The organism is Nocardioides daeguensis (genome assembly GCF_019192965.1).
Taxonomy (GTDB): Bacteria; Actinomycetota; Actinomycetes; order Propionibacteriales; family Nocardioidaceae; genus Nocardioides; species Nocardioides daeguensis.
This window is the reverse complement of record NZ_JAHTKU010000022.1, coordinates 25,430-46,914: the sequence shown is the minus strand read 5'-3', so window position 1 is coordinate 46,914 and position 21,485 is coordinate 25,430. Positions and strand designations below refer to the sequence as shown.

Genomic DNA, 21,485 nt, shown 5'->3' with positions numbered 1-21,485 from the left:
GGCCGGGCCGGGGACGCTGGGCCCTCCCCGTAGGATCCGGCACCATGAGCGCCTCCACCTCCGGACGACTCGGGTGGACGGTCCTCGCACCACCGCTCGCCACGGTCGTGCTCGCGATCAGCTGGGGCTCGCACCCCGGTCCGGTCGCGGCCAGCCTGATCGGGGTGGCGCTGGTCGGCGCGGTGCTCGCGGCGGTGCACCACGCCGAGGTGGTCGCGCACCGGGTCGGCGAGCCGTTCGGGTCGCTGCTGCTCGCGGTCGCGGTGACGGTGATCGAGGTCGGGCTGATCGTGACCCTGATGGCGTCGGGCAGCGGCGAGACCGCGACGCTGGCCCGCGACACGGTCTTCGCCGCCGTGATGATCACGCTCAACGGCATCGTCGGCCTCGCCCTCCTCGTGGGCGCGATGCGCCACCACCTCGCGGTGTTCAACGCCGAGGGCACCGGCTCCGCTCTGGCCACGGTGATCTCGCTCGCGGGCCTGACCCTCGTCGTGCCGACCTTCACGGTCAGCGAGCCGGGCCCGGTCTTCACCGGCCAGCAGCTGGCGTTCGCGGCGGTCGCGTCGCTGGCGCTGTACGGCGCCTTCGTGTTCACCCAGACCGTGCGGCACCGCGAGTTCTTCCTGCCGGTGCGCGATCTCGACGGCGACGGGCACGCCGACCTGCCGACGAACCGCGAGTCCTGGACCAGCCTCGGGCTGCTCGTCCTCGCGCTGGTCACCGTCGTCGGGCTGGCCAAGGTCGAGTCGTACCCGATCGAGGACGCCGTCAACGCGCTCGGCTTCCCCCACGCGACCGTGGGTGTGGTCATCGCGCTGCTCGTGCTGCTGCCCGAGTCGATCGCGGCGGTCCGCGCGGCGCGCCTGGACCGTGTGCAGATCAGCCTCAACCTGGCCTACGGCTCCGCGATGGCGTCGATCGGCCTCACCATCCCGGCGATCGCGGTCGCCTCGATCTGGCTCGACGGGCCGCTCGAGCTCGGCCTGGCGCCGCTGCAGCTCGCGCTGCTGTTCCTCTCCGCCGTCGTGGGCGTGCTGACCGTCGTGCCGGGCCGCGCCAAGCCCCTCAACGGCGCGGTTCACCTCGTGCTGCTCGCCGCCTTCCTGTTCTTGACGGTCGCGCCGTGACCCGGCGTACGACCCTGCGTACGACCCTGGCCGCGGCCACCGCGACCCTCCTGGCGCTCGGCCTGGCGGCCTGCTCGTCCGACGACCCCTCGGCTGACGCCGACCGGATCGTGCTCACCCCGGCCGAGGACGGCGGCTCCGGCGCCCAGCCGGTCGGCAACCCGGTCGGCGACGGCACCAGCGCCGAGGTCGAGGGCTACCGGATGGCCGACGTCCGGCTGCCGGGCGCCGACGGCACGGGCGACGTGGCGTTCCGGGTCCTCGACCCGTCCGGCGCTCCCCTGCTGAGCTACACCGAGGAGCAGACCAAGCTGCTCCACCTCTACGTCGTCCGCGACGACCTCGCCCAGTTCCGGCACCTCCACCCCACCCTCGCGGACGACGGCACCTGGACCGCCCGGGTCGACCTCGGCTCGCCGGGCAGGTGGCGGGTCGTGGCGGAGTTCATCCCGCAGGGCGCGACGAACCCGATCGTCCTCGGCACCACGCTCGCGGTCGCGGGCGAGTGGACCCCGGTCGAGGTCCCGCGCGGCACCGACGCGGAGACCGGCGAGGACGGCGTGCTGGAGGCGCGCCTACTGGCCGCGGGCGAGGTCGGCCCCAACGGGCGGCTGCGGCTGCGGCTGAGCGACGCCGACGGCGAGCCGGTGGCGCTCGGCAGCTACCTCGGCACCAGCGCCCACCTGACCGGCTTCGCCGCCGACTCGCGCGGGTTCGTCCACGTCCACCCGTACGGCGCCCCCGAGGTCACCGACGACGGCACCGTGCTGACCTTCCACACCGTCTTCACCCAGCCGGGCGACTACCGCCTGTTCCTGCAGGTGCGCGTCGACGGGCTGCTCCACCAGCTCGCCGTCACCGCTCCCGTCACCGCTACCGAGGAGGCCTCGTGAGCCCGCGCACCGTCCTGCCCGCCGTCGTCCTGCTCGCCTCGTCGCTGCTCCTCGCGGGCTGCGGGGGCGACGACGAGCCCCCGAAGCGGGGCTCGACGCCGGCAGCGACGTCCTCGTCCGCGACGCCCACGCCCCGGGCGCAGGAGGGGACCACGCAAGCCGCGGGTCCGGTGCTCGGCGAGGTCGCCGAGGCGCTGCGCAGCGCGGGCCGCGTGACGGTCAGCGCCTCCCTGGCCGGCGGCCCGGCCCGCGAGCTCACCGTCGAGACAACCCAGGTCGCGGACGCCCTCGACGCCGTCGCCGTCGAGCAGGTCGTCCACGTCGGCCCCGAACAGGTCGACGGCGTCGCGACCGAGCACTACCGGGTCGCTCTGGACCCGAAGGCCGCGCTCGCCGGCATCACGCTGCCGGCACAGGTCCAGGCCATGCTCCCGGACTCCCTCGACGCCGACGTCTGGCTCGACGACCGGAGCCGGCCGGTCAAGGTGAGGGCGGAGCCGGGCGTGGAGCTGATGCTGTCGTACGACGTCAGCGCACCCTGAGCTCGACCGTCGTCACCGGGCTGGTGAACGTGTCGACCCGGATGCTGACCTGCAGCTGCCACGTGCCCGCGTGCGGGAACACCACCTCGGCCGTGTAGGTGCCGGCACTGCTCGGCGCGACCGGGACGGTGCCGAGGTCGACGCTGTCGGAACGCAGCGCGACCGCAGGCGCTGCGGCGAGGTCGAGGGGGTCGCCGGCGAGGTTCTGCACCTGGACGATCAGCGTGCGCTGCAGGCCCGGGCCGGGGTCGAGGACCGCGAGCACCTTGAGGTCGTCGCTCGCGACGCCGGTCACGACGCCGGTGTCGACGGTCTGCGGGGCGCCGGGGGCGGCGCCGGTGGGCGGCTTCTGGGTGAGGAAGCCGGTGACGCCGAGGACCGCGACCAGGACGACGGCCTCGGCGACGACCGTGCGCCGGACCAGGCCCGCGGCGAGTCGGCGCTGCTCGTGCCCGCCGTCGCCCGCCACCCGCGGCACCAGCCGGAACCGGTTGTGGGCCGCGAGCGCGACCACCACCAGCACCAGGGCGAACTTCACCAGCAGCAGCCGGCCCCAGGTCTCCTCGACGAGCGGCGTCCAGGCGCCGACGATCCGCCAGCCCATCAGCACCCCCGTGACGGCGAGCGCGACGAGCAGGCCGGCAGCCACCGCCGAGAACCGGGCGATCAGCTGCGCGGCGTCCCGGGGCCGCCCGGCGACGGCCGGCAGGGTGAGCGCGAGACCGGTGAGGCCGCCGAGCCAGACGGCGCCGGCGCTGAGGTGGAGCGCGTCGGTGACGACGAGCAGCGTGCTCGGCTCGTAGGCCCGGGTGTGCCCGACCAGCGCCGGCGACCAGACCGCCAGCGCGGTCACGAGGTCGACGGCGAGCGAGGACCGAGCCCGCCCGGCGGCCCCAACCGCGACCCCGAGCCCGGCCGCCTGCAGGACCAGCACGACCAGGTCGTCCTGCACCAGGCCGGGATCGAACGACGCCGGGTCGAGCAGCTCGCCGAGCCCGGAGCCGAGCTGGTAGGCCCCCGCGAGAGGTACGGCGAGCGCGGCCGCGAGCACCGCCGCCAGCGCACTGGCGCGGAGCAGGCGCACCACGCGTCGTCGTACCTCGTCGGGGAGGCGGACCCCCCGGGCCGTCCAGGCCAGGAAGACCGCGAGCCCGCCCGCGAGCAGCAGTGCCGCGTAGTCGAGGCCGTGGACGATCCCCTGCACCGTCGGCACGGCGCCGGGGTCGGCCGGGCCGGTCTCGGGCGGCACCACCCTCGGGCTGGGCGCGCCGACGTGGAAGGTCAGCGACCCGGCGATCGGGTGGCCGTCCGCGGAGACCACCCGCCAGGTGACGACGTAGGTCCCGTCGGCGAGCTCGCCCGGCAGCCGGCCGGTGACCTCGACGCCGTGGGCGGACGGCGCGACGTCGACCCGCCTGCCCTTCGCGTCGAAGGCGAGCAGTCCGTTCGGGACGAGCTGGACCGGCTCGTCGAAGGTGAACCTCACCTGGCTCGGCGCCTCGTCCAGCACCGCGCCCTCGGCGGGGTCGGTCGAGACGAGGGTGGCGTGTGCCGACGCCGGCCCCGCCGCCCCGACCACCGTCAGGACGGCGAGGAGGACGGCGAGGAGGTACGCCGGCACCCGCCGCGTCATCGTCAGCGCTCAGGCCGACTTGCCGGAGCGCGCGAGCGCGAGGCCGCCGAGGGCGAGACCACCCAGACCGGCGACCAGGCCACCGATCGCGAGGCCGTTGCCGTCGCCGTCGTCCGCCTCGGACTTCGCGTCGGCGTGCTCGTCGGAGTCCTCCTCGGAGTCCTCGTCGGAGGCCGTGGCCGCACCGCCGTGGTGGCTCTCGGCGCTGGCCTCGGTGGTGGTCAGGGCCGGAGCCGGGTTCTTCAGCTCCTCCTCGTCCTGACCCTCCGCCGGCGTCTCGTTCCAGGCGGTCTCCCCCTGGGCGCAGGTCTGCAGCACCGGGAAGGTGAGGGTCTCGCCGACCTTCTCGGGCAGCTGGACGGACAGCGCGAGGGTGTCGCGGAAGCCGTCCTGCAGCGGGGTCCGCGCCGTGTAGACGACCTGGCTGATCCGCTCGGTGATCGCGTTGCCGTGGGCGTCCTCGAGCGGCTCGGCGAGCGACTCGCTGACCTTCTCGACGGTCCAGCCGGGGTTGACACTCGGCGTGACCTGGGGGATGTCGGCGGGCATCTGGATGGCGACCTTGGTCGTCGGCGACCCCTCGCAGCCGTGGGGCACGCTGAAGGTGAGCACGGCGTACGAGCCCGCCGCGGTGGTGTCGGGCGCCACGTCGACGTGCGCGCTCGCGGCACCGGCGCTCAGGGCGACGATCCCGAGCGCCGCGGTGGCACCGAGGGTGGGCAGGGTGAAGCGTCGGATCTGCATGGTTTCTCTCTCGATCGGTCGACTCTGTGGGGGCAGCGGCGGACCGCCTGCCTCCGTCGCGGAGTCAGGCGATCGCGAGGGTGCCCGCCGGCGGGCCGCGGGTCGGCGCCAGCGCGCGGTGCTCGCGCGCGGTCCGGGCCCGGCGCGGAGCCGGGAGATCCGTACGCCGCACCACCGGCAGCGGTACGACGCCCGCGTCGGTCCACTGCAGCAGCACCTCCACCGCGCGGCGGCGCAGCACCCACATCACGCCGGTGACCGCGGCCGCCAGCAGGTGGGCGCCGAGCATGGCCGGGGTGAGGCCGAGGAAGGCGGCGGCGGTGTGCTCGTGGCCCGGGTGCGCGTCCGGGGCCAGGGTCACCAGCCAGGCGTGCCCGAGCACCTGCGCCGCGAGCAGCGCGGGCAGGACCACCCGGATCCCGGCCCGCTCACGCAGCACGACCCCGCTGGCGCCGTACACGAGGACGGCGAAGGCGGCCAGCCACCAGGCCGCCGGCGCCTCTCCCCCGGCCGCCACGTGGGCCAGGACGAGCGCCGTCACGCTCTCGACACTGCCGAGCGTCGCCGCGAGGCGCACGCGGGAACGCGGCGCGCGGCGGACGGTCAACACGGCGCCTATCCTGCCGGAGGCCCCCACACCCGAGCTTGCGAGGGTGTGGATCAGGGCCGCAGATCGAGGAGCGTCGGCTCAGGCCCGAGCGCCAGCGAGGACTGAGCGACGCGTCACGAGACGTGGCGAGGCGCTGCCGACCGTCTGCGGACAGTTCCCGCAGCAAGGCCAGTGGTTTCGAGGCTCCTCGCTGGCGCTCGTCGCACCTCAACCACCGGGGTGGATCAGCCCCGGACGAGCACCCGCTGCTGGGGCGCGAGTCGCGACGCCGGCGCGGACAGCGCCCGCAGGTGGATGTTCTGCAGCAGCCCGACGGCGAGCATGCCGGCGAACATCGAGGAGCCGCCGTAGGACACGAACGGGAGCGGGACGCCGGTGACCGGCATGATGCCCAGGCACATGCCGATGTTCTGGAATGCCTGGAAGCCGAACCAGCAGGCGATCCCAGCCGCCGCGATCCGGCCGAACACGTCGTCGGTACGGGCGGCGATCCGCAGGGCCCTCCACAGCACGACGCCCAGCAGCGCGACGATCAGCGCGGCACCGACCAGGCCGAGCTCCTCGCCGGCGACGGTGAACACGAAGTCGGTGTGCTGCTCGGGCACGAACCCGGACTGGGTCTGCGAGCCGTGGAACAGGCCCTGGCCGAACAGCCCGCCGTTGCCGACCGCGATCCGGGCCTGCTCGACGTTGTAGCCGGCGCCCTTCGGGTCCAGCGCCGGGTTGGTGAAGGCGAGGAACCGGTCGACCTGGTACTCCTTCAGCATCCCGCTCGACACCGCCAGCACGGCGGCGGCCACGCCGCCGCCGGCCAGCAGGCCCAGCCAGCGCCGGTGGGCGCCGGAGGCGGCGATCACGCCGAACACGGTGGCCGTGAGCACGAGCATGGTGCCGAGGTCGGGCTGGGCGAGGATCAGCACCGCGGGGATGCCGGCGACCAGCAGCATGAAGAGCACGTCGGAGGTGCCGACCCGGTCGCGCCAGCGGCCCTCGCTGCGCTCGGCGACGACCAGGGCCATGCCGACCACGACCGCCAGCTTGGCCAGCTCGGAGGGCTGGAAGGACATCCCGCCGATGATCAGCCACGAGCGGGAGCCGTTGATCGTCGAGCCCATCACGAGCACCAGGACCAGCCCGCCGATGGCGACGAGGTAGCCGATCGGCGCGAGGATCCGCACCCACCGGTGGTCGGTGACCACCACCAGCAGCATCAGCCCGATCCCGATCACGACATTGACGACCTGCTTGACCAGGAACGCCCGCGGGTCACCGCCCGTCAGGTCGTCTCGCTCGAGGGTCGCCGACCAGATCAGCACGCAGCCGAGCAGCGAGAGCACGAGGACCGCGCCGAGCAGGACGAGGTCCAGGTCGGCCCACTGGAGCCGGCCCACGCGACGCGAGGCCGTCGTACGGCGGGTGCTGCCCTGGCTGCGGCCGGGAATCCGGTTGCTCATCACTCGCCGCCCTTCGCCCGCGCGGGCGGGAGGATCGAGCCGTCGTCGCCGAAGTTCGGCAGCTGGGCCGGCGGGGTGACGCCGGGGATGGCGGCCTTGCCGGGGTCCACCTGCTCGCCGTCGACGCCGTACAGCGCCTCCCAGATCGCGCGGATGCCGTCACCGGTCGAGCCCGAGCCGGTGCCGCCCTGGCTCATCATCATCACGACGACGTAGTCCTTGGTGTACGACGCCACCCAGCCCGTGGACTGCTTGCCGTAGACCTCGGCGGAGCCGGTCTTGGCGCGGATCTGGACCTTGTCGAGCGGGAAGCCCTGGAGCTTCCAGTTCATCGTGCCGCGCAGGGCGACGCCCTGGAGCGCGTCGTCGAGGTACCTCAGCACGGACGCCGGGATCTTGAGCTTGCGCTCCTTCTTCGGCTCGATCTCGCGGATCACCTTGCCGTCGGGCGACACGATCGCCTTGCCGACCCGCGGCACCCACAGGGTGCCGCCGTTGGAGATCGCCGCATAGCCGCGGGCCAGCTGCAACGGCGTCACGATGGTGTCGCCCTGGCCGATCGCGAAGTTCGCGGCGTCGGTGATCTTGTACTTCCAACCCTCGACGCAGAACTCGCGGGCGAACTTGTAGACGAAGTCGGAGGTCCCCTTCGGTCCCGTGTCCTGCGGCTTCTTCGCTATGCCGCAGTAGTAGTCCTTCATCGACTCGTAGTACTTGCGCTTCCACTTGCGGTCGGCGACCCGACCCGACGCCTCACCGGGCAGGTCGACGCCGGTGCGCTCGCCGAAGCCGAACCGCTCGGCCTGCTCGACCAGCGGGTCCTTCGCCGACGCATCGTCGGCGTCGGCGCCGAGCGTCTGCCAGAAGTGCATCCCGACCTGGAAGAAGAAGGTGTTGCAGGAGACCTCGAGGGCGCGGGCGAAGGTGATCGGCCCGTAGGCGGCCGACTCGTGGTTGTGGAACGCCCGGTTGCCGATCTGCACGGCCGAGGAGCACGGCAGGACGGTCGACGGCGCGTAGCCGTGGGTCAGCGCGCCGACGGTCATGAACGGCTTCCACGTCGAGCCCGGCGCGAACTGGCCCTGGAAGGAACGCGCGAGCAGCGGCGTCCCGGCCGCCTCGGAGTAGAGGCGCTTGAGCTGCTTGTCGGTGATGCCGCCCACCCACACCGAGGGGTCGTACGTCGGCTGGCTGGCCATCGCGACGATGCGACCGGTCTTCGCCTCCAGCACCACGGCGGCACCGGAGTCGGCCTCGAAGTTGCGCTTGGTCACCGGGTCGCGGGTCCGGCGCTGCTGGGCGATCATCGCGGCGAGCTGCTCCTCGACGACGCTTTGCACCTTCGCGTCGATCGAGGTGACCAGGGTGTCGCCGGGCTGGGCCTCGAGGCCCGACACGTCCTCACGGACCCGGCCCTTGGAGTCGACCGCGACCTGGTCGTAGCCCGGCTGCCCGCGCAGCCACTCGTCGTACTCCTTCTCCACGCCGGCCCGGCCGACCACGGAGGCGCCGTTGACCGAGCTGTCGCCGGAGTCCTCGGCCGACTCGAGCTCGTCCTTGGTGATCGGGCTGAGGTAGCCGAGCACGTGGGCAGCGTTGATGCCGTACGGCGCGGGGTACTGCCGCACACTCTGCCGGTCCACGACCACGCCCGGGAAGTCCTCGGGCTGCTCCAGGATCCGCAGCGCGGCGCCCTCCTTGACGTCCTGCGCGACGGGGACGGGCTGGTAGGGCGAGCCGTTCCAGCACTGGCCGGCGACCGCGCCGTCGTCGCCGCAGAGCAGCAGCTTCGCCTCGATCTCGCCGACCCCGAGACCGATCGCCTCGGACGTGCGGCGCAGCAGCTCGGCCCGGTCGGCGGCCGACATCCTCCCCAGCAGGGTGCGGTCGAGGGAGACCACCCAGGTCAGCCGGTTGGTGACCAGCGGGCGGCCCATCGCGTCGACGATGAGGCCACGTTGCGGCTGCACGACGATCTCGCGGACCGACTGCGACGCGGCCTTGCCCTGGTAGCGCTCCCCCGAGACGACCTGGAGGTAGTAGAGCCGCGCGCCGAGGGTGGCGAGCAGCGAGAAGACCAGGGTCTGGATGACGATCAGCCGCAGCCGGCTGCGGTGGGAGGCCCCTGCGGTGGCGGTCGACGGCATCAGGTGCGGACCCGGATCCGCTGGGAGGGACGCGGCAGACCGTCGCGGGTGGTGCGGTCGAGCAGCCACAACGTCGCCGGGACGACGACCAGGGCCGCCACCACGTCGAGGACGAGAGCGACCAGCGCCACGGGCAGCAGATCGGCGATCGCGGCACCGGAGTCGCGCAGCAACAGCCCGGTCAGCGCGAACACCGAGGTGCCGATGAACGAGCCGCCGGCGGCCGCGGCCAGAGCGAGCCCGAGCGGCGGGCGTCGTACGCCCTCCCGGGCGAAGCGGCTCCCGGCGCCGACGTCACCGGCGTTGTCGTGGACGAGCCGGCCCACGACGTACCCGACGGCCATCAGGGCCAGCGCCCAACGGCCGGCGAGATGGTCGGCGGGCGGCGCGATGTCGAGCAGCAGCCCGGCCCAGAAGCCGGTCAGGGTGGCGAACCGGGTGTCGGTGGCCAGCGCGGTCGCGACCACGACGAGCAGCACGAGGTCGGGGACGACGCCGAGCCCGCCGACGTCCCAGGCGAAGTTGGGGAGCACCGTCACCTGGAGCAGCAGGGCGACGAAGACGGCGACGAGGACCGCGACCAGGCGACCGGTCGAGCGGCCGCTCACCGCAGACTCCCGTCGGCCTCGATCACGCGGCCCCGGGTGCCCGACGGCACCACGACGCCGACCAGGTCGAGCGCGGTGAAGTCGACCCCGGGCGTGATGACGGCGCGGTACGACGTCTCCCGCAGCGACTCGTAGACCTTGCCGACCGTGCCGATCGGGACGCCGGCGACGTACGGCGAGCCACCCTCGCTGCCCCACGTCACGATCTGCTGGCCGACCTTGGGCACGACGTTGCGGTCGGCGAGCTCCATCTCCAGGCGGTCGTCGGTGCCGAGGCTGCCGTGGCCGCGGACGAAGCCAAGCTCCATGTTCTCGCCGATCCGCCCTCCCACCGAGGACGTGTCGTCGACGATGAGGAGCACCGTGGCGGTGTGGGCGGTGACCGAGGTGATCCGGCCGACCAGGCCCTCCGCGGCGACCACGGTCATGTCGGGGTGCAGGCCGGCGTCGGAGCCGGCGTCGAGCGTGACCGTGCTGGAGAACGACTGCGCCGGGCCGATCGCGATCACCCGGGCCGGCAACAGGGCGTAGCCGAGGTCGCCGGCCACGGCCCGCAGCCCCTCGAGCTCGGCGAGCCGCTGGTCGTCGTACCCGGCCTTGGCGAGCTGGTTGCGCAGGTCGGCGTTCTCGGCCTCGAGCTGCTTCACGTCGCCGCGCAGCGAGGCGTTGGTGCGCACGGCGCCGGGCAGGTCGACCACCGGGCGGACCACGGCGGAGACCCCGGCCTGGACCGGACCGACCACCTCGCCGACGACGCGGCGGACCGGGTCGACCGGCGAGCTGTCACCCCCCGCCTTGTCGACCACCATGAGCGCGGCTGACGCGAGCACGAGCGCCACCACGAGCGAGCGGGCCGGGCGGCCGGCATCGCGCTCGGGCTCGCGGGAGGCGCCGGTGCGGCGTACCGGCGCCTTGTTGGAGGGTGGGCGGGTGTCGAGCGCCATCAGAACCGCCGCTGGTTGGTGACGAGCACCTGCTGGAGTGCCTCGAACTCCTCCACGCAGCGGCCGGCGCCCATCGCGACGGAGACCAGCGGGTCCTCGGCGACGTGGACGGGCATGCCGGTCTCGTGGCGGATCCGCTCGTCGAGGCCCCGCAGCAGCGCTCCGCCGCCGGTGAGCACGATGCCGCGGTCCATGATGTCGCCGGCGAGCTCCGGCGGCGTCTGGTCGAGGGTGACCCGCACGGCGTCGACGATGGCGTGCAGCGGCTCCTCGAGCGCGTGGCGGATGTCGGCGCTGGTGACCTCGACGGTGCGCGGCAGGCCGGTGACCATGTCGCGGCCGCGGACCTCGCCGTGCGGCTCTCCGGGACGCGGGAAGGCCGAGCCCAGGGTGATCTTGACGTCCTCCGCGGTGCGCTCGCCGAGCATGACGCCGTGCTCCTTCTTCATCCACGCGATGATCGCGGCGTCGAGGTCGTCGCCGGCGGTGCGCACCGACAGGGACGTGACGATGCCGCCGAGCGAGATGACGGCGACCTCCGTCGTACCGCCGCCGACGTCGACGATCATGTTGCCCGTCGCCTCGTGCACCGGCAGCCCGGCCCCGATCGCGGCGGCCATCGGCTCCTCGACGACGTACACGCGCCGGGCGCCGGCCTGGTAGCCGGCCTCCTTGACCGCGCGCTGCTCGACCGGCGTGATCGAGCTCGGGACGCAGATGACCATGCGAGGCTTGGCGAAGTAGCGGCGCCGGTGCACGCGCGCGATGAAGTGGCGCAGCATCTGCTCGGTCGCCTCGAAGTCGGCGATCACGCCGTCGCGCAGCGGGCGCAGCGCGGTGATGTTGTCCGGCGTACGGCCCAGCATCTGCTTGGCCTGGTGCCCGACGGCGATCACCTCGCCCGTGGCGTCGTTGAGCGCGACGACGCTCGGCTCGTCGAGCAGGACGCCCCGGCGCCGGACGTAGACGAGCGTGTTGGCGGTACCGAGGTCGACGGCCATGTCGCGGCCGATGATGGAGTTCGCCCTCACGCTTCCTCGCAACACGTCACCGGACCGGTCGGCTGACAGGCCCGCTCGCGCGCGTCGGGGAAGCCGACCCGCTCCCCCTCGCGTGGCGGGAGTGCGCCGGGGAGACCACCGAGCGCACGATCCGGCCGCCTCCGCTTGCGAGCGTAAGGAAAAAGGAGGGCCCAACCGCGCAGGCACGCCGTACGGCGCGGCGCGTCTCAGGAGTCTCACCCGTCACAGCGGACAGGCGTTCCCTGCACTGGTCAGGTGTTGCAACCCCTGACCGGCGCAGGAATCCCCGGATGTCCGGGGATCCCTGCAGGGACGGGCCTCAGAGCCCCGGGAACCAGAGCGCGATCTCGCGCTCGGCCGACTCGGGCGAGTCGGAGCCGTGGACCAGGTTCTCCCGGTTGGACAGCGACAGGTCGCCGCGGATGGTGCCGGGCGCGGCCTTGCGGCCGTCGGTGGCGCCGTTGAGCGAGCGGACGACCTCGATCGCCTCGTCGCCCTCGAGCACCAGCGCCACGAGCGGCCCGCTCGTCACGAAGGTGCGCAGCGGCGGATAGAAGTCGCGCTCGACGTGCTCGGCGTAGTGGGCGTCGGCCATGGCAGCGTCGATGTGGCGCTGCTCCATGGCCACGATGCTCAGCCCCTTGGCCTCGAACCGGGCCAGCACGTTGCCGACCAGACCCCGGCGGACCGCGTCGGGCTTGAGCAGGACGAGAGTGCGTTGGGTCACGTGCGCGACCCTAGGCCATGGCGCCTGCCGGCCGCTCCCCGGGTTGAGTACCGCCAACGACTCAGCCGCGGTCCAGCGAGCGGGCGATGACCTTGTTGGCCGAGCGCTGGAAGCCGCGCACGATCGCGTCGAGCGTGAGCCGGCGCAGGGTGCTGATGGTGGCCTCGAGCTGCTCGGCGTCCTCGCGCGAGGGGTGGTCGCTCGCGCGGCGCCACGGCTCGACCACCTCGTCGTGGAGCACCCGCGTCAGCTCCTCGGCGAGCGCCGACATGTGCCGCTCGATGGCGTCGCCCGCGGCGCGCATGCCGGCGACGGGGATGTCGACCTCGAGCAGCTGGACGGCGACGTCGAACCCGTGGACCGGGGTGTAGCGCACCCCGCCGCGCTCGCCGGCGACCGTGCGCAGCAGGCCGAACTCCTCGATCAGGGTCACCTCGTCGTCGGTGAGCCGGCGCCCGGCGTGCTGGTCGAGCTGGCGCCGGGTGAGCTCCTGCGGCTCCCCCACCGTCCACGACGTCAACATCGCGCGCTGGACGGCGAGATCCTCCACGCCGGCGTCGGCCGGCAGCGAGGCGAGGTACTTCTCGATCGCCTGCAGGGTGAACCCGTGTCCCTGCAGCGCGCGGATCATCTCCAGGCGGGCGAGGTGGGTGTCGTCGTACCAGGCCATCCGGCCACGTCGCGCGGGAGGCGGCAGCAGGCCCAGGCTGGCGTAGTAGCGGGTGGTGCGCACGGTCAGCCCAGCGGCCGCGGCCAGCTCGTCGATGGTGCGCAGCGGGCCGCCGTCGTCGGCCTGGGGTGCCGAGTCCACCCCGGCAACAGAACTCATGACTGTCACAGTACGACTGTCATTTGCTCGATGCAACGCGGGATATCGGAGGGGGTTGACGTGCGTCACATCGACGTGGACAGTACGTGTGTGACAGTTCTACTGTCATTGTGCCCCCTCCCAGCCTGACCGCAGCCGTACGACGACAGGAGCGCCATGCCCGCCCACAGCGCCCCGCGGGTCCTCCCGGCCCTCGGTAAGCCGCTGGCGGAGGTCGTCGCCCTCCTCGCGTTCACCCGCCGGGTGTTCGGGGCCGCACTCGCCTCGGTCGCCGGGCGCCGGTTCCCGGTCGCGGAGACCGTGGTGCAGACCTGGTACGCGATCCGGGTCTGCACGCTGCCGGCGCTCGCGGTCTCGGTCCCGTTCGGCATCATCCTCGCGCTGCAGGTGGGCGTGCTCGCCCAGGAGGTCGGGGCCGTCGCGTTCACCGGCGCCGGCAACACGCTGGCTGTCGTTCGCCAGGCCTCTCCCCTGATCACCGCCCTCATGCTCTCGGGAGTGGCGGGCTCCGCGATCTGCGCCGACCTCGGCTCGCGCCGGATCCGTGAGGAGATCGACGCCATGGAGGTGATGGGCCTCTCGGTGGTCGAGCGGCTCGTCGTCCCCCGGATGTTCGCGATCGTCGCCGTCGCGGTCCTGCTCAACGGCGTCGTCATGTTCTTCACCATCATCACCACGCTGAGCGTCAGCGTGGTGCTGCAGGACCTGCCGCCGGGCAGCTACCTCGCCTCGGTCACCACCCTGGCCCAGGTCTCCGACCTGTGGCTCTCCCTGGCCAAGGCGGCGATCTTCGCGGTGATCTGCGCCCTCGTGGCGTCGTACAAGGGGCTGCGCGCCGAGCGCGGCCCGACCGGCGTCGGCGAGGCGGTGACCAGCGCGGTGGTGACCAACTTCGTGCTGCTGTTCGCGGCCAACTTCGTGATCTCGCAGGTCTACAGCACCTTCGCGGGCGGGCCGATCGGATGACTCACCCGACGACGGCGATCGAGGAGGCGGTCGACAGGGCGGTCGTGAGCCCCCTGGCGGGCATCGGCCTGCAGCTGGTCCTCGCCTGGCGCGCGGTCGTCGCGCTGCCGATCGCACTGACCCGCTACCGCGGCGAGATCCAGCGGGTGCTCGCCGAGGTCACCCTCGGCTCCGGCATCTTCCTCGTCGGCGGCGGCGTGGTCGGCGTCGTGCTGCTGCTCTCGACGCTCACCGGCACCGAGGTCGGGCTCGAGGGCTACCAGGGCCTCGACGTCATCGGCCTCGCCCCGCTGACCGGGTTCATCTCCGGCTACGCCAACACCCGCGAGCTGGCGCCGATGGTCGCCGCCCTCGGCTTCGCGGCGCGGATCGGCTGCGGGTTCACCTCCCGGCTCGGTGCGATGCGGATCAGCGAGGAGATCGACGCGCTCGAGTCGATGGCGATCCGCCCGATCCCCTACCTGGTCAGCACCCGCCTGGTCGCCGCCTGGATCGTGGTCCTGCCGCTCTACCTGATCGGCCTGGTCGGCACCTATGTCGCCACCGACTTGATGGTCACCACCTTCTACGGCCAGTCCGCCGGCACCTACGACCACTACTTCCGCACCTTCGTCGCGCCGGTCGACGTCGTCTACTCGGCGATCAAGGTCGTCGTGCTGACCACCGTGGTCACCCTCATCCACTGCTACCACGGCTTCACCGCCACCGGCGGTCCCGAGGGCGTCGGCCGGGCCACCGGCCGCGCGATCCGGGCCAGCATCATCTCGCTCACCGTCGTCGACATCCTGCTGACGCTGCTCCTGTGGGGCGCGGACCAGCAGGTGCAGATCTCCGGGTGAGGCCGCGATGAGCGAGTTCCTGTTCGCCCACTCGAAGGTCGACCCGCGCACCCTGCGGCTGCGGCTGGCCGCGGTCGGCGTCGTCGGCTTCCTGCTGCTCGGCGTGCTCACCGGCGTGCTCGGCCTGCAGACCCTCGGCGTCGTCAGCGACGACGTGCGGGTCACGGTCCAGCTGCCCACCGTCGGCGACACCCTCGGCATCAACTCCGACGTCAAGTACGACGGCCTCCGCGTGGGCCGCGTGATCGAGGTCGATCCCGCCGGCCCCAGCGCCCGGGTCCTCGTCGCGCCCGAGCACGCCGCGCTCATCCCGGCCCGCGTGGCTGCCCGGGTGCTGCCGGGCACCCTCTTCGGCAACGAGTACGTCGACCTGGTCAGCGCCGAGAGCGCCGAGAGCGCCGCCACGACGCGCGCGCACCTCGCCGACGGGGCCGTCGTCCCCGCAGACACGTCGACGGCGACCTTGCGGCTGATGGACACCTTCTCCGCGACCCAGCGGCTGCTCGCGGCCGTCGACCCGGCACAGTGGGACGTGGCGCTGTCCCAGCTCGCCGACGCCCTCGACGGCCGCGGCGCGCGGATCGCGGAGCTGGTCCGCGACGGCAACGCCTTCCTCGGCCGCTGGGCCGACCTCCACCCGCAGGTCCGCAAGGACCTCGACCTGCTGGCCCACGACACCGACCTGGCCGCCGACGTCGAGCCCCGGCTGGTGGAGGCGCTGCGCGACACCCGGCCACTGGCGCGGACCCTCGTCCGGCAGCGGGCGGAGGTCTCACAGCTGCTGGCCGACCTACCCGCGCTCCTCGACGGCGAGACCGGCATGACCACCTTCCTGCGCGAGAACGGCGCGGCGACCGCCCGGCTGCTCAACGCGAGTGCCGCCACCCTCGAGGTGTTCGCCGAGCGCTACCCCACGTTCGCCGAGCTGCTCCGCAAGGTCCCGGCCCTGCTCCGCAACGGCGCCGGCGCGGTGAGGAACGGGCGGATCCAGATGGAGGGCGTGCTTGCACCCCAGCTGCTCGACCCCTACGACCCCGCCGACCCGAAGGACTGCCCCACCTACCGCGGGCTGACCGGCCCCTGCGGAGGCCGTCGATGAGCCGCCAGCTCAGCGAGCTGCGCCGCCACCGGGGCGCCGTCGCCGGGGTCGCCGTCTTCGCGCTGCTCGCCGTCGTGCTGACCAGCATGGTCGCCGGCACCCTCTCCCGCGCCCAGCACGGCGACGCGATCACCGTCACCGCGGTGTTCCGCGACGCGACCGGCCTGCGCGCCGGCGACGACGTGCGGATCGCGGGGGTCCGGGTCGGCCGGGTCACCGGCACCCGTCTCGGCACCGGCGAGGAACGCGGGCTGGCGGTGGTCACGATGAGTGTGGACGCCGACCAGCGGCTGCACGACGACGTCACCGCGGCGGTCGACTACCTCAACCTGATGGGGCAGCGGTACGTCGCCCTGGCCCGTGCCGACCGAGACGCTGCCGGCGGGCGGCTGGCCGACGGCGACCGGATCCCGCTCGCCCGGACCCGGCCCGCGCTCGACCTGACCGCGATGTTCAACGCCTTCCAGCCGATCTTCGACCTGCTGCAGCCCGCCGACGTCAACCAGCTCGCGACCAACATCGTCCAGGTGCTGCAGGGCCAGGGCCCGACGTTGGCGCACCTGCTGGACCAGACGGCGAGGCTGACCTCCGGCATCGTGGACCGCGACGCCACCCTCGCGAAGGTCGTCGACAACGTGACCCTGGTCCTCGACACCACCGACGAGCACCGCACCGAGATCACCCGGCTGGTCGACGGGCTCGCCTCGCTCACCGGCGGTCTGGCCCACGACCGCGACCGGATCGCGACCAGTCTCGACTCGATCGCCCGGCTCGCGGCCACCACCGCCGACCTGGTCGGCGAGGTCAGCCGGCCCGCCGTCGACGTGGCCGGCCTGAGCAGCCCCTGGTTCGGCTACCTCGCCCAGCGCCGCGACCTGCTGGTGCAGACGGGCACCGCGGTCCCCCGCCAGCTCGACACCTACCTGCGCACCCTCGGCTACGGCAGCTACCTCAACGTCTACGTCTGCACGCTCGCCGCGGGCGGCGCCGGGCTGCCGTTCAAGCTCGACCTCGGCGTGACCGGCAACCAGCACTCGACGAGGTGCCGCTGATGAAGACGCCCCTGTCCCCGTCCCGCGGACACCTGGCCTGGCCGCTGCGCGTCGTCGCGGCGCTGGTGGTGCTCGGCCTGCTGCTGCTCGGGGTCCGGGCGCTCGCCGGCGACCCCGCCTACCACGCACGCCTGCGCCACGCGGCCGGCCTGGAGCCGGGGGACGACGTCCGGATGGCGGGGCTGAAGATCGGCGAGGTGAGCGCCGTGACGGCGGATCGCGACCAGGTCGACGTCCGGTTCAGCCTCACCGGGGACCCCGCCGACCTCGGCGTCACCGAGGACAGCACGGTGCAGGTCAAGCTGCTCTCCATCCTCGGCGAGCGCTTCCTCTCCCTCGCCCCCGGCAAGGGAGAGGCGCTCGGCGACGACAGCACGATCGCGGTCTCGCACGCCGTCGACAGCTACTCGATCGAGCGGTTCTGGCTCGAGTCCACGCCCCAGGTCGAGGCGCTCGACCTCGACCGGGTGCACCAGGCGGTCGACGTCCTCGCCACCGACCTCGCCGTCCAGCCCGATGCCCTGCGTGACGCGCTCGACGGGATCGCGGGGGTCTCGGCCATCGCCAACGACCGCGAGCAGCAGCTCGACGCCCTGCTCACCTCGATCCGCAAGGTCACCGACCTCGTCCTCGACCAGACCGGCCGGCTCGACCAGGTCCTCGCCGACGGGACGAGCGTGATGCTGATGGTCCAGCAGCGCAAGGAGACCCTGCGCGCGCTGCTCGGCGACGCCCATCGCTTCGTCACCGGCCTGACCGCCCTGGTCCGCGCCAGCGCACCGCAGCTGAAGCCGGCGCTGCGCGACCTGCGCACGGTGCTGCGGACCCTCGACGAGCACCGCGCGCAGCTCGACAAGACGCTGCGTCTCGCCGGCCCCACCATGCGGGTCTTCACCAACGCGACCGGCGACGGACCGTGGCTCGGCGTCAACGCGCCGTGGGCGGTCGTCCCCGACGACCTGGTCTGCTCGATCACCCCGGAGGACTGCAAGTGATGCGGCGGCAGATCCTCACCGGCGCCGTCGTCGCGCTGGCCCTCCTCCTCTCCGGCGCCCGCCTGCTCGGCTGGCTCGGCGGCGACGACCCCGACGACCTGGTCGTGACCGCCGACTTCGCCGACACGACCGGTGTGTACGTCGGCAACGACGTCACCTACCTCGGGGTGAAGGTGGGCGAGATCGTCCGGATCGAGCCGCAGGGCGCGACCATGCGGGTGGTCATGCACCTCGCCCCCGACACCCGGGTCCCCGAGGACGCCGGCGCCGAGATCCTGCAGGGCTCCCTCGTCACGGACCGGTACGTCGAGCTCGGGCCGGCCTGGACCGACGGGCCGACCCTGGCCTCGGGCGCCCACATCGCCGCCGACCACACCCGCGCCCCGGCCACGGTCGACGAGATCGCGAAGGCGATCGACGACCTGGTCCTCGCCCTCGACGGCGGCCCCGACGGAAGGGACGGCAAGGGTCTCGGCGACGTCCTCGCCACCACCGCGAGGACGCTGGACGGCAACGGGCCGCACCTGCGGGCGGCGCTCGCCGAGAGTCGCGACGCGCTGGCGATGATCAACGCCAAGGACGGCGACCTCACCACGGTCACTGACAACCTGGTCGCCCTCGTCGACGTCCTCGCCGATCGGGACCGGTCGATCCGCGACTTCACCAAGGCGGCCGCCGACACCGGCGACGTCCTCGCCGACCAGCGCCACGAGCTGGGCGCGACCCTCGACAGCCTCGACGAGCTCACCCGACTGGCCAACCGCTTCTTGAAGCAGAACGGCGACGTCCTCGGCGACGACCTGACGGGCCTCGCCGACGTCGTCGCGCTGGTGCACTCCCGGCAGGACTCGCTGGAGGAGGCCTTCGACACGATGCCGACGATGGCGGAGAACTTCGCCCGCGCCTACGACTGGGACCTCGGCCGGCTCCGGGTCCAGTTCGCGTTCAGCGCCGGCCCCTTCTCGGCCGCCTTCCGCGACCACAGCTGCCAGGTGTTCGCCCAGGCGCTCGCCGGCGCCACCGGGAGCAGGCTCTGCGGGCTGCTGTTCAGCGGCCAGGGCACCGGCCTGCTCGACCCGCTCCTCGACGGCATCTACGACGGCCTCCCGGGGGCGATCCCGTGAGGCGCCTCCTCGCCACCCTGACGCTGGTAGCCGGTGCGGTGACGGCCGGCTGTGGGCTCACCCTCGACGACGTGCCGCTCCCCGGCCTGGTCGACGGCCCGACGTACGCCGTCACGATCGAGTTCGCCGACGCGCTCAACCTCCCGGTCGACGCGCCGGTGAAGCTCGACGGCGCGACTGTGGGCCAGGTCAGCGCGGTCGAGGCGGGCGACTACGTCGCCGAGGTCGAGGTCGCACTGTCGACGTCCGTGCGGCTGCGGGAATCCTCGCGTGCCGAGATCCGGCTGACCTCGCCCATGGGGACGGCGTTCGTCCAGCTCTTCCCCGGCGAGTCCGGCACGGTGCTGGCCGACGGCGCGACCCTGCCCGTCGCCGCCACCGGCAGCGCTCCCGACGTCACCGACCTGCTCAGCGCGCTGTCCACGGTCGTCACCGGCGGCAGCTTCGCCGACATCTCCACGATCATCGACCAGCTCAACGCCGCGCTGAGCGGCAACGCGGGCGACGTACGACGCCTGCTGCGTCGCCTCGACGCGGCGGTCACGGACCTCAACGCCGACCTCCCGCGGGTCGACCGGCTCACCGCGTCGCTGGACCGGCTCACGACCCGCCTGGCCGGCGACCTGCCCGAGATCACCCGCTCGCTCACCACCCTCACCAGCCTGGTCACGAGCCTCGACCAGCAGCGCGAGCAGCTGGTGGGCGCGATGGAGTCGCTGAGCCGGTTCGACGCCGTCGCCACGCCGCTCACCCGGGCGGTGCGCGAGGACCTCGTCGCCCAGCTGAAGGACATGAAGCCGGTGGTCCAGACCCTGCTGGCCGGACGGGACGACATCGACGGTGTGATGGCCGGTCTCATCGCCTTCGCCGAGGGCAGCGACCGGGCCGCGCCGGGCGACTTCGCGAACTTCGACCTGACCTTCCTGCTCGACCTCAAGGCCCTCACCGCGACCGGAGGTGCCCCGTGAGCCGCCGCCCCACACCGGCCGAGCAGGTCGCCTCCAGCGCCCGGATGTGGCGGCGCCGGATCCGGGTCGCCCAGTCGCTGATCCTGGTGATCCTCGTGGCCGGCGTCGTCTACGTCGCCGACACCGTCGTCGGCGGCTCCCTGTTCCACCACCCGTACTCCGTCACCGTCGAGCTCCCCCAGGCCGCGGGGCTGCACGAGGGATCGGTCGTGACCTACCGCGGTCAGCGGATCGGCGAGGTGACCGACGTCCGGCTCAGCGCGAAGCCCGGGGTCGGGGTGGTCGCGCGCATCGAGATCGAGTCCGGCATCGAGGTGCCGAGGGACAGCGCGATGGAGGTGCGCAACCTGTCCGCGGTCGGCGAGCAGTACCTCGACGTCCGCCCGTCCTCAGCCGACGGCCCGTTCCTGGCCGACGGCGCGAACGTCCCGGTGTCGGCCACGAGCGTGCCGCTCGGCGTCCCCGACGTGCTGGCCCACGCCCAGCGCCTGATGTCGCACCTCGACGTCGCCGACGTGCGGACCATCGCCACCGAGACCGCCGCGATCTTCGGCGACAACGACCAGGACGTCGACCTGCGCTCGCTGGCGGTCGAGCTGGAGAGCGCGTTCGCGATGCTGCGTCGGCTCGAGCCCGACCTGACGACGCTGGCGCGGCAGGCGCAGACCCCGCTGACCACCGTCGCCGACCTCTCCCCCGAGATCCGCCGGCTCTCCGCCGACCTCGAGGCCGTCGCGCAGTCCCTCGCCCAGGCCACGCCCGCGGTCCGCAGCACCGTCACCACGGCGATCGACCTGATGCCCCGGCTGGAGCGGTGGTGGCAGGCCGCCTCTCCCCCGCTGCGCCGGATGCTGCGCGACGGGGTTCCCCTCACCGAGATGGCCGCGCGGCACCTGCGCGGCCTCCAGCACTGGCTCGACTGGGCGCCGGTCCAGGCCGACGTGATGGCGGGCAGCACCCGCGACGGCAGCGGCCGGGTCCTGCTCGTCCCGCGGATCCTCAAGAACTGCGTCTACGACCGCAGCGTCCAACGCGACGTCCAGGACATCAGCCGCCGCGAGCCCCGCACCGACGTTCGGTGCACCGACCCGCCGAAGGGAACCCAGGGCCGCGGTTCGGCCCAGGTCCCCCAGCAGTAGCCCCGCAGCAGCACCCATCC

The 21,485-nt window shown here is 73.2% G+C and carries 21 protein-coding genes; 11 read left to right on the top strand and 10 right to left on the bottom strand.

Features of this window, described 5'->3' with window-relative positions:
• The first annotated feature begins 44 nt into the window (after positions 1-44).
• The 3 genes from KU893_RS18365 to KU893_RS18355 are packed head-to-tail and all read left to right on the top strand — an operon-like array spanning position 45 to position 2,565.
• Complete coding sequence (locus KU893_RS18365; RefSeq protein ID WP_218235843.1) at positions 45-1,130, top strand: calcium:cation antiporter; 1,086 nt, start codon at positions 45-47, stop codon at positions 1,128-1,130.
• Positions 1,127-2,023, top strand: a complete 897-nt coding sequence (locus KU893_RS18360) for a DUF8832 domain-containing protein (protein WP_218235842.1) — start codon at positions 1,127-1,129, stop codon at positions 2,021-2,023. The genes KU893_RS18365 and KU893_RS18360 overlap by 4 nt, the downstream gene beginning before the upstream one ends.
• Positions 2,020-2,565: a hypothetical protein gene (locus KU893_RS18355; RefSeq protein ID WP_218235841.1), complete on the top strand. Its 546-nt coding sequence runs from the start codon at positions 2,020-2,022 to the stop codon at positions 2,563-2,565. The genes KU893_RS18360 and KU893_RS18355 overlap by 4 nt, the downstream gene beginning before the upstream one ends.
• Here KU893_RS18355 and KU893_RS18350 read toward each other — a convergent pair.
• From KU893_RS18350 to KU893_RS18305, 10 genes are all read right to left on the bottom strand, one after another.
• Complete coding sequence (locus tag KU893_RS18350) at positions 2,552-4,198, bottom strand: copper resistance CopC/CopD family protein (protein ID WP_218235840.1); 1,647 nt, start codon at positions 4,196-4,198, stop codon at positions 2,552-2,554. The two genes, KU893_RS18355 and KU893_RS18350, sit on opposite strands and share 14 nt — an antisense overlap.
• 9 nt (positions 4,199-4,207) lie before the next feature.
• Positions 4,208-4,942 (bottom strand): YcnI family copper-binding membrane protein, encoded by a 735-nt coding sequence (locus tag KU893_RS18345; protein WP_218235839.1) that lies wholly within the window; start codon positions 4,940-4,942, stop codon positions 4,208-4,210.
• A 64-nt stretch (positions 4,943-5,006) separates the two neighbouring features.
• Positions 5,007-5,552 (bottom strand): hypothetical protein, encoded by a 546-nt coding sequence (locus KU893_RS18340; RefSeq protein ID WP_218235838.1) that lies wholly within the window; start codon positions 5,550-5,552, stop codon positions 5,007-5,009.
• 224 nt (positions 5,553-5,776) lie between these two features.
• On the bottom strand, positions 5,777-7,006 hold the full coding sequence (gene rodA, locus KU893_RS18335) for a rod shape-determining protein RodA (protein WP_218235837.1): 1,230 nt from the start codon (positions 7,004-7,006) through the stop codon (positions 5,777-5,779).
• Entirely contained in the window at positions 7,006-9,153 is a 2,148-nt protein-coding gene (gene mrdA, locus KU893_RS18330; protein ID WP_218235836.1) for a penicillin-binding protein 2, read from the bottom strand. Before mrdA ends, rodA begins: the two co-directional genes overlap by 1 nt.
• Complete coding sequence (mreD, locus tag KU893_RS18325) at positions 9,153-9,761, bottom strand: rod shape-determining protein MreD (RefSeq protein WP_257441562.1); 609 nt, start codon at positions 9,759-9,761, stop codon at positions 9,153-9,155. Before mreD ends, mrdA begins: the two co-directional genes overlap by 1 nt.
• A complete protein-coding gene (mreC, locus tag KU893_RS18320; protein ID WP_218235835.1) occupies positions 9,758-10,705 on the bottom strand; it encodes a rod shape-determining protein MreC in 948 nt (315 codons plus the stop codon). The genes mreD and mreC overlap by 4 nt, the downstream gene beginning before the upstream one ends.
• Positions 10,705-11,736: a rod shape-determining protein gene (locus KU893_RS18315; RefSeq protein ID WP_308167234.1), complete on the bottom strand. Its 1,032-nt coding sequence runs from the start codon at positions 11,734-11,736 to the stop codon at positions 10,705-10,707. Before KU893_RS18315 ends, mreC begins: the two co-directional genes overlap by 1 nt.
• Before the next feature lie 310 nt (positions 11,737-12,046).
• Positions 12,047-12,454, bottom strand: a complete 408-nt coding sequence (ndk, locus tag KU893_RS18310; RefSeq protein ID WP_218235834.1) for a nucleoside-diphosphate kinase — start codon at positions 12,452-12,454, stop codon at positions 12,047-12,049.
• A gap of 61 nt (positions 12,455-12,515) precedes the next feature.
• Positions 12,516-13,283: a MerR family transcriptional regulator gene (locus tag KU893_RS18305; RefSeq protein WP_218235833.1), complete on the bottom strand. Its 768-nt coding sequence runs from the start codon at positions 13,281-13,283 to the stop codon at positions 12,516-12,518.
• A gap of 156 nt (positions 13,284-13,439) precedes the next feature.
• Here KU893_RS18305 and KU893_RS18300 point away from each other — a divergent pair, with 156 nt between their 5' ends.
• From KU893_RS18300 to KU893_RS18265, 8 genes are read left to right on the top strand one after another with little or no spacing between them, the layout of a single operon-like run.
• Positions 13,440-14,249: an MlaE family ABC transporter permease gene (locus KU893_RS18300; protein ID WP_218235832.1), complete on the top strand. Its 810-nt coding sequence runs from the start codon at positions 13,440-13,442 to the stop codon at positions 14,247-14,249.
• Positions 14,250-14,293: 44 nt separating this feature from the next.
• Positions 14,294-15,088, top strand: coding sequence for an MlaE family ABC transporter permease (locus KU893_RS18295; protein WP_308167233.1), 795 nt, complete (start codon positions 14,294-14,296; stop codon positions 15,086-15,088).
• Positions 15,089-15,095: 7 nt separating this feature from the next.
• Complete coding sequence (locus KU893_RS18290) at positions 15,096-16,187, top strand: MCE family protein (protein WP_218235830.1); 1,092 nt, start codon at positions 15,096-15,098, stop codon at positions 16,185-16,187.
• Complete coding sequence (locus KU893_RS18285; RefSeq protein WP_218235829.1) at positions 16,184-17,239, top strand: MCE family protein; 1,056 nt, start codon at positions 16,184-16,186, stop codon at positions 17,237-17,239. The genes KU893_RS18290 and KU893_RS18285 overlap by 4 nt, the downstream gene beginning before the upstream one ends.
• The gene (locus tag KU893_RS18280; RefSeq protein WP_218235828.1) at positions 17,239-18,234 is read left to right on the top strand and encodes an MCE family protein; all 996 of its coding nucleotides are present in this window, start codon (positions 17,239-17,241) and stop codon (positions 18,232-18,234) included. The genes KU893_RS18285 and KU893_RS18280 overlap by 1 nt, the downstream gene beginning before the upstream one ends.
• On the top strand, positions 18,234-19,358 hold the full coding sequence (locus KU893_RS18275) for an MCE family protein (protein WP_218235827.1): 1,125 nt from the start codon (positions 18,234-18,236) through the stop codon (positions 19,356-19,358). The genes KU893_RS18280 and KU893_RS18275 overlap by 1 nt, the downstream gene beginning before the upstream one ends.
• On the top strand, positions 19,355-20,326 hold the full coding sequence (locus KU893_RS18270) for an MCE family protein (RefSeq protein ID WP_218235826.1): 972 nt from the start codon (positions 19,355-19,357) through the stop codon (positions 20,324-20,326). Before KU893_RS18275 ends, KU893_RS18270 begins: the two co-directional genes overlap by 4 nt.
• Positions 20,323-21,465: an MlaD family protein gene (locus KU893_RS18265; protein ID WP_218235825.1), complete on the top strand. Its 1,143-nt coding sequence runs from the start codon at positions 20,323-20,325 to the stop codon at positions 21,463-21,465. The genes KU893_RS18270 and KU893_RS18265 overlap by 4 nt, the downstream gene beginning before the upstream one ends.
• The last annotated feature ends 20 nt before the right edge of the window (positions 21,466-21,485 follow it).

What these genes read in the sequence shown, in the direction of transcription:
- KU893_RS18365 (WP_218235843.1), top strand. Translation starts at nt 45, where the DNA reads ATGAGCGCCTCCACCTCCGGACGACTCGGGTGGACGGTCCTCGCACCA.
- KU893_RS18350 (WP_218235840.1), bottom strand. Translation starts at nt 4,198, where the DNA reads ATGACGCGGCGGGTGCCGGCGTACCTCCTCGCCGTCCTCCTCGCCGTC.
- KU893_RS18345 (WP_218235839.1), bottom strand. Translation starts at nt 4,942, where the DNA reads ATGCAGATCCGACGCTTCACCCTGCCCACCCTCGGTGCCACCGCGGCG.
- rodA (WP_218235837.1), bottom strand. Translation starts at nt 7,006, where the DNA reads ATGAGCAACCGGATTCCCGGCCGCAGCCAGGGCAGCACCCGCCGTACG.
- mrdA (WP_218235836.1), bottom strand. Translation starts at nt 9,153, where the DNA reads ATGCCGTCGACCGCCACCGCAGGGGCCTCCCACCGCAGCCGGCTGCGG.
- mreC (WP_218235835.1), bottom strand. Translation starts at nt 10,705, where the DNA reads ATGGCGCTCGACACCCGCCCACCCTCCAACAAGGCGCCGGTACGCCGC.
- KU893_RS18305 (WP_218235833.1), bottom strand. Translation starts at nt 13,283, where the DNA reads ATGAGTTCTGTTGCCGGGGTGGACTCGGCACCCCAGGCCGACGACGGC.
- KU893_RS18300 (WP_218235832.1), top strand. Translation starts at nt 13,440, where the DNA reads ATGCCCGCCCACAGCGCCCCGCGGGTCCTCCCGGCCCTCGGTAAGCCG.
- KU893_RS18290 (WP_218235830.1), top strand. Translation starts at nt 15,096, where the DNA reads ATGAGCGAGTTCCTGTTCGCCCACTCGAAGGTCGACCCGCGCACCCTG.
- KU893_RS18285 (WP_218235829.1), top strand. Translation starts at nt 16,184, where the DNA reads ATGAGCCGCCAGCTCAGCGAGCTGCGCCGCCACCGGGGCGCCGTCGCC.
- KU893_RS18280 (WP_218235828.1), top strand. Translation starts at nt 17,239, where the DNA reads ATGAAGACGCCCCTGTCCCCGTCCCGCGGACACCTGGCCTGGCCGCTG.
- KU893_RS18275 (WP_218235827.1), top strand. Translation starts at nt 18,234, where the DNA reads ATGCGGCGGCAGATCCTCACCGGCGCCGTCGTCGCGCTGGCCCTCCTC.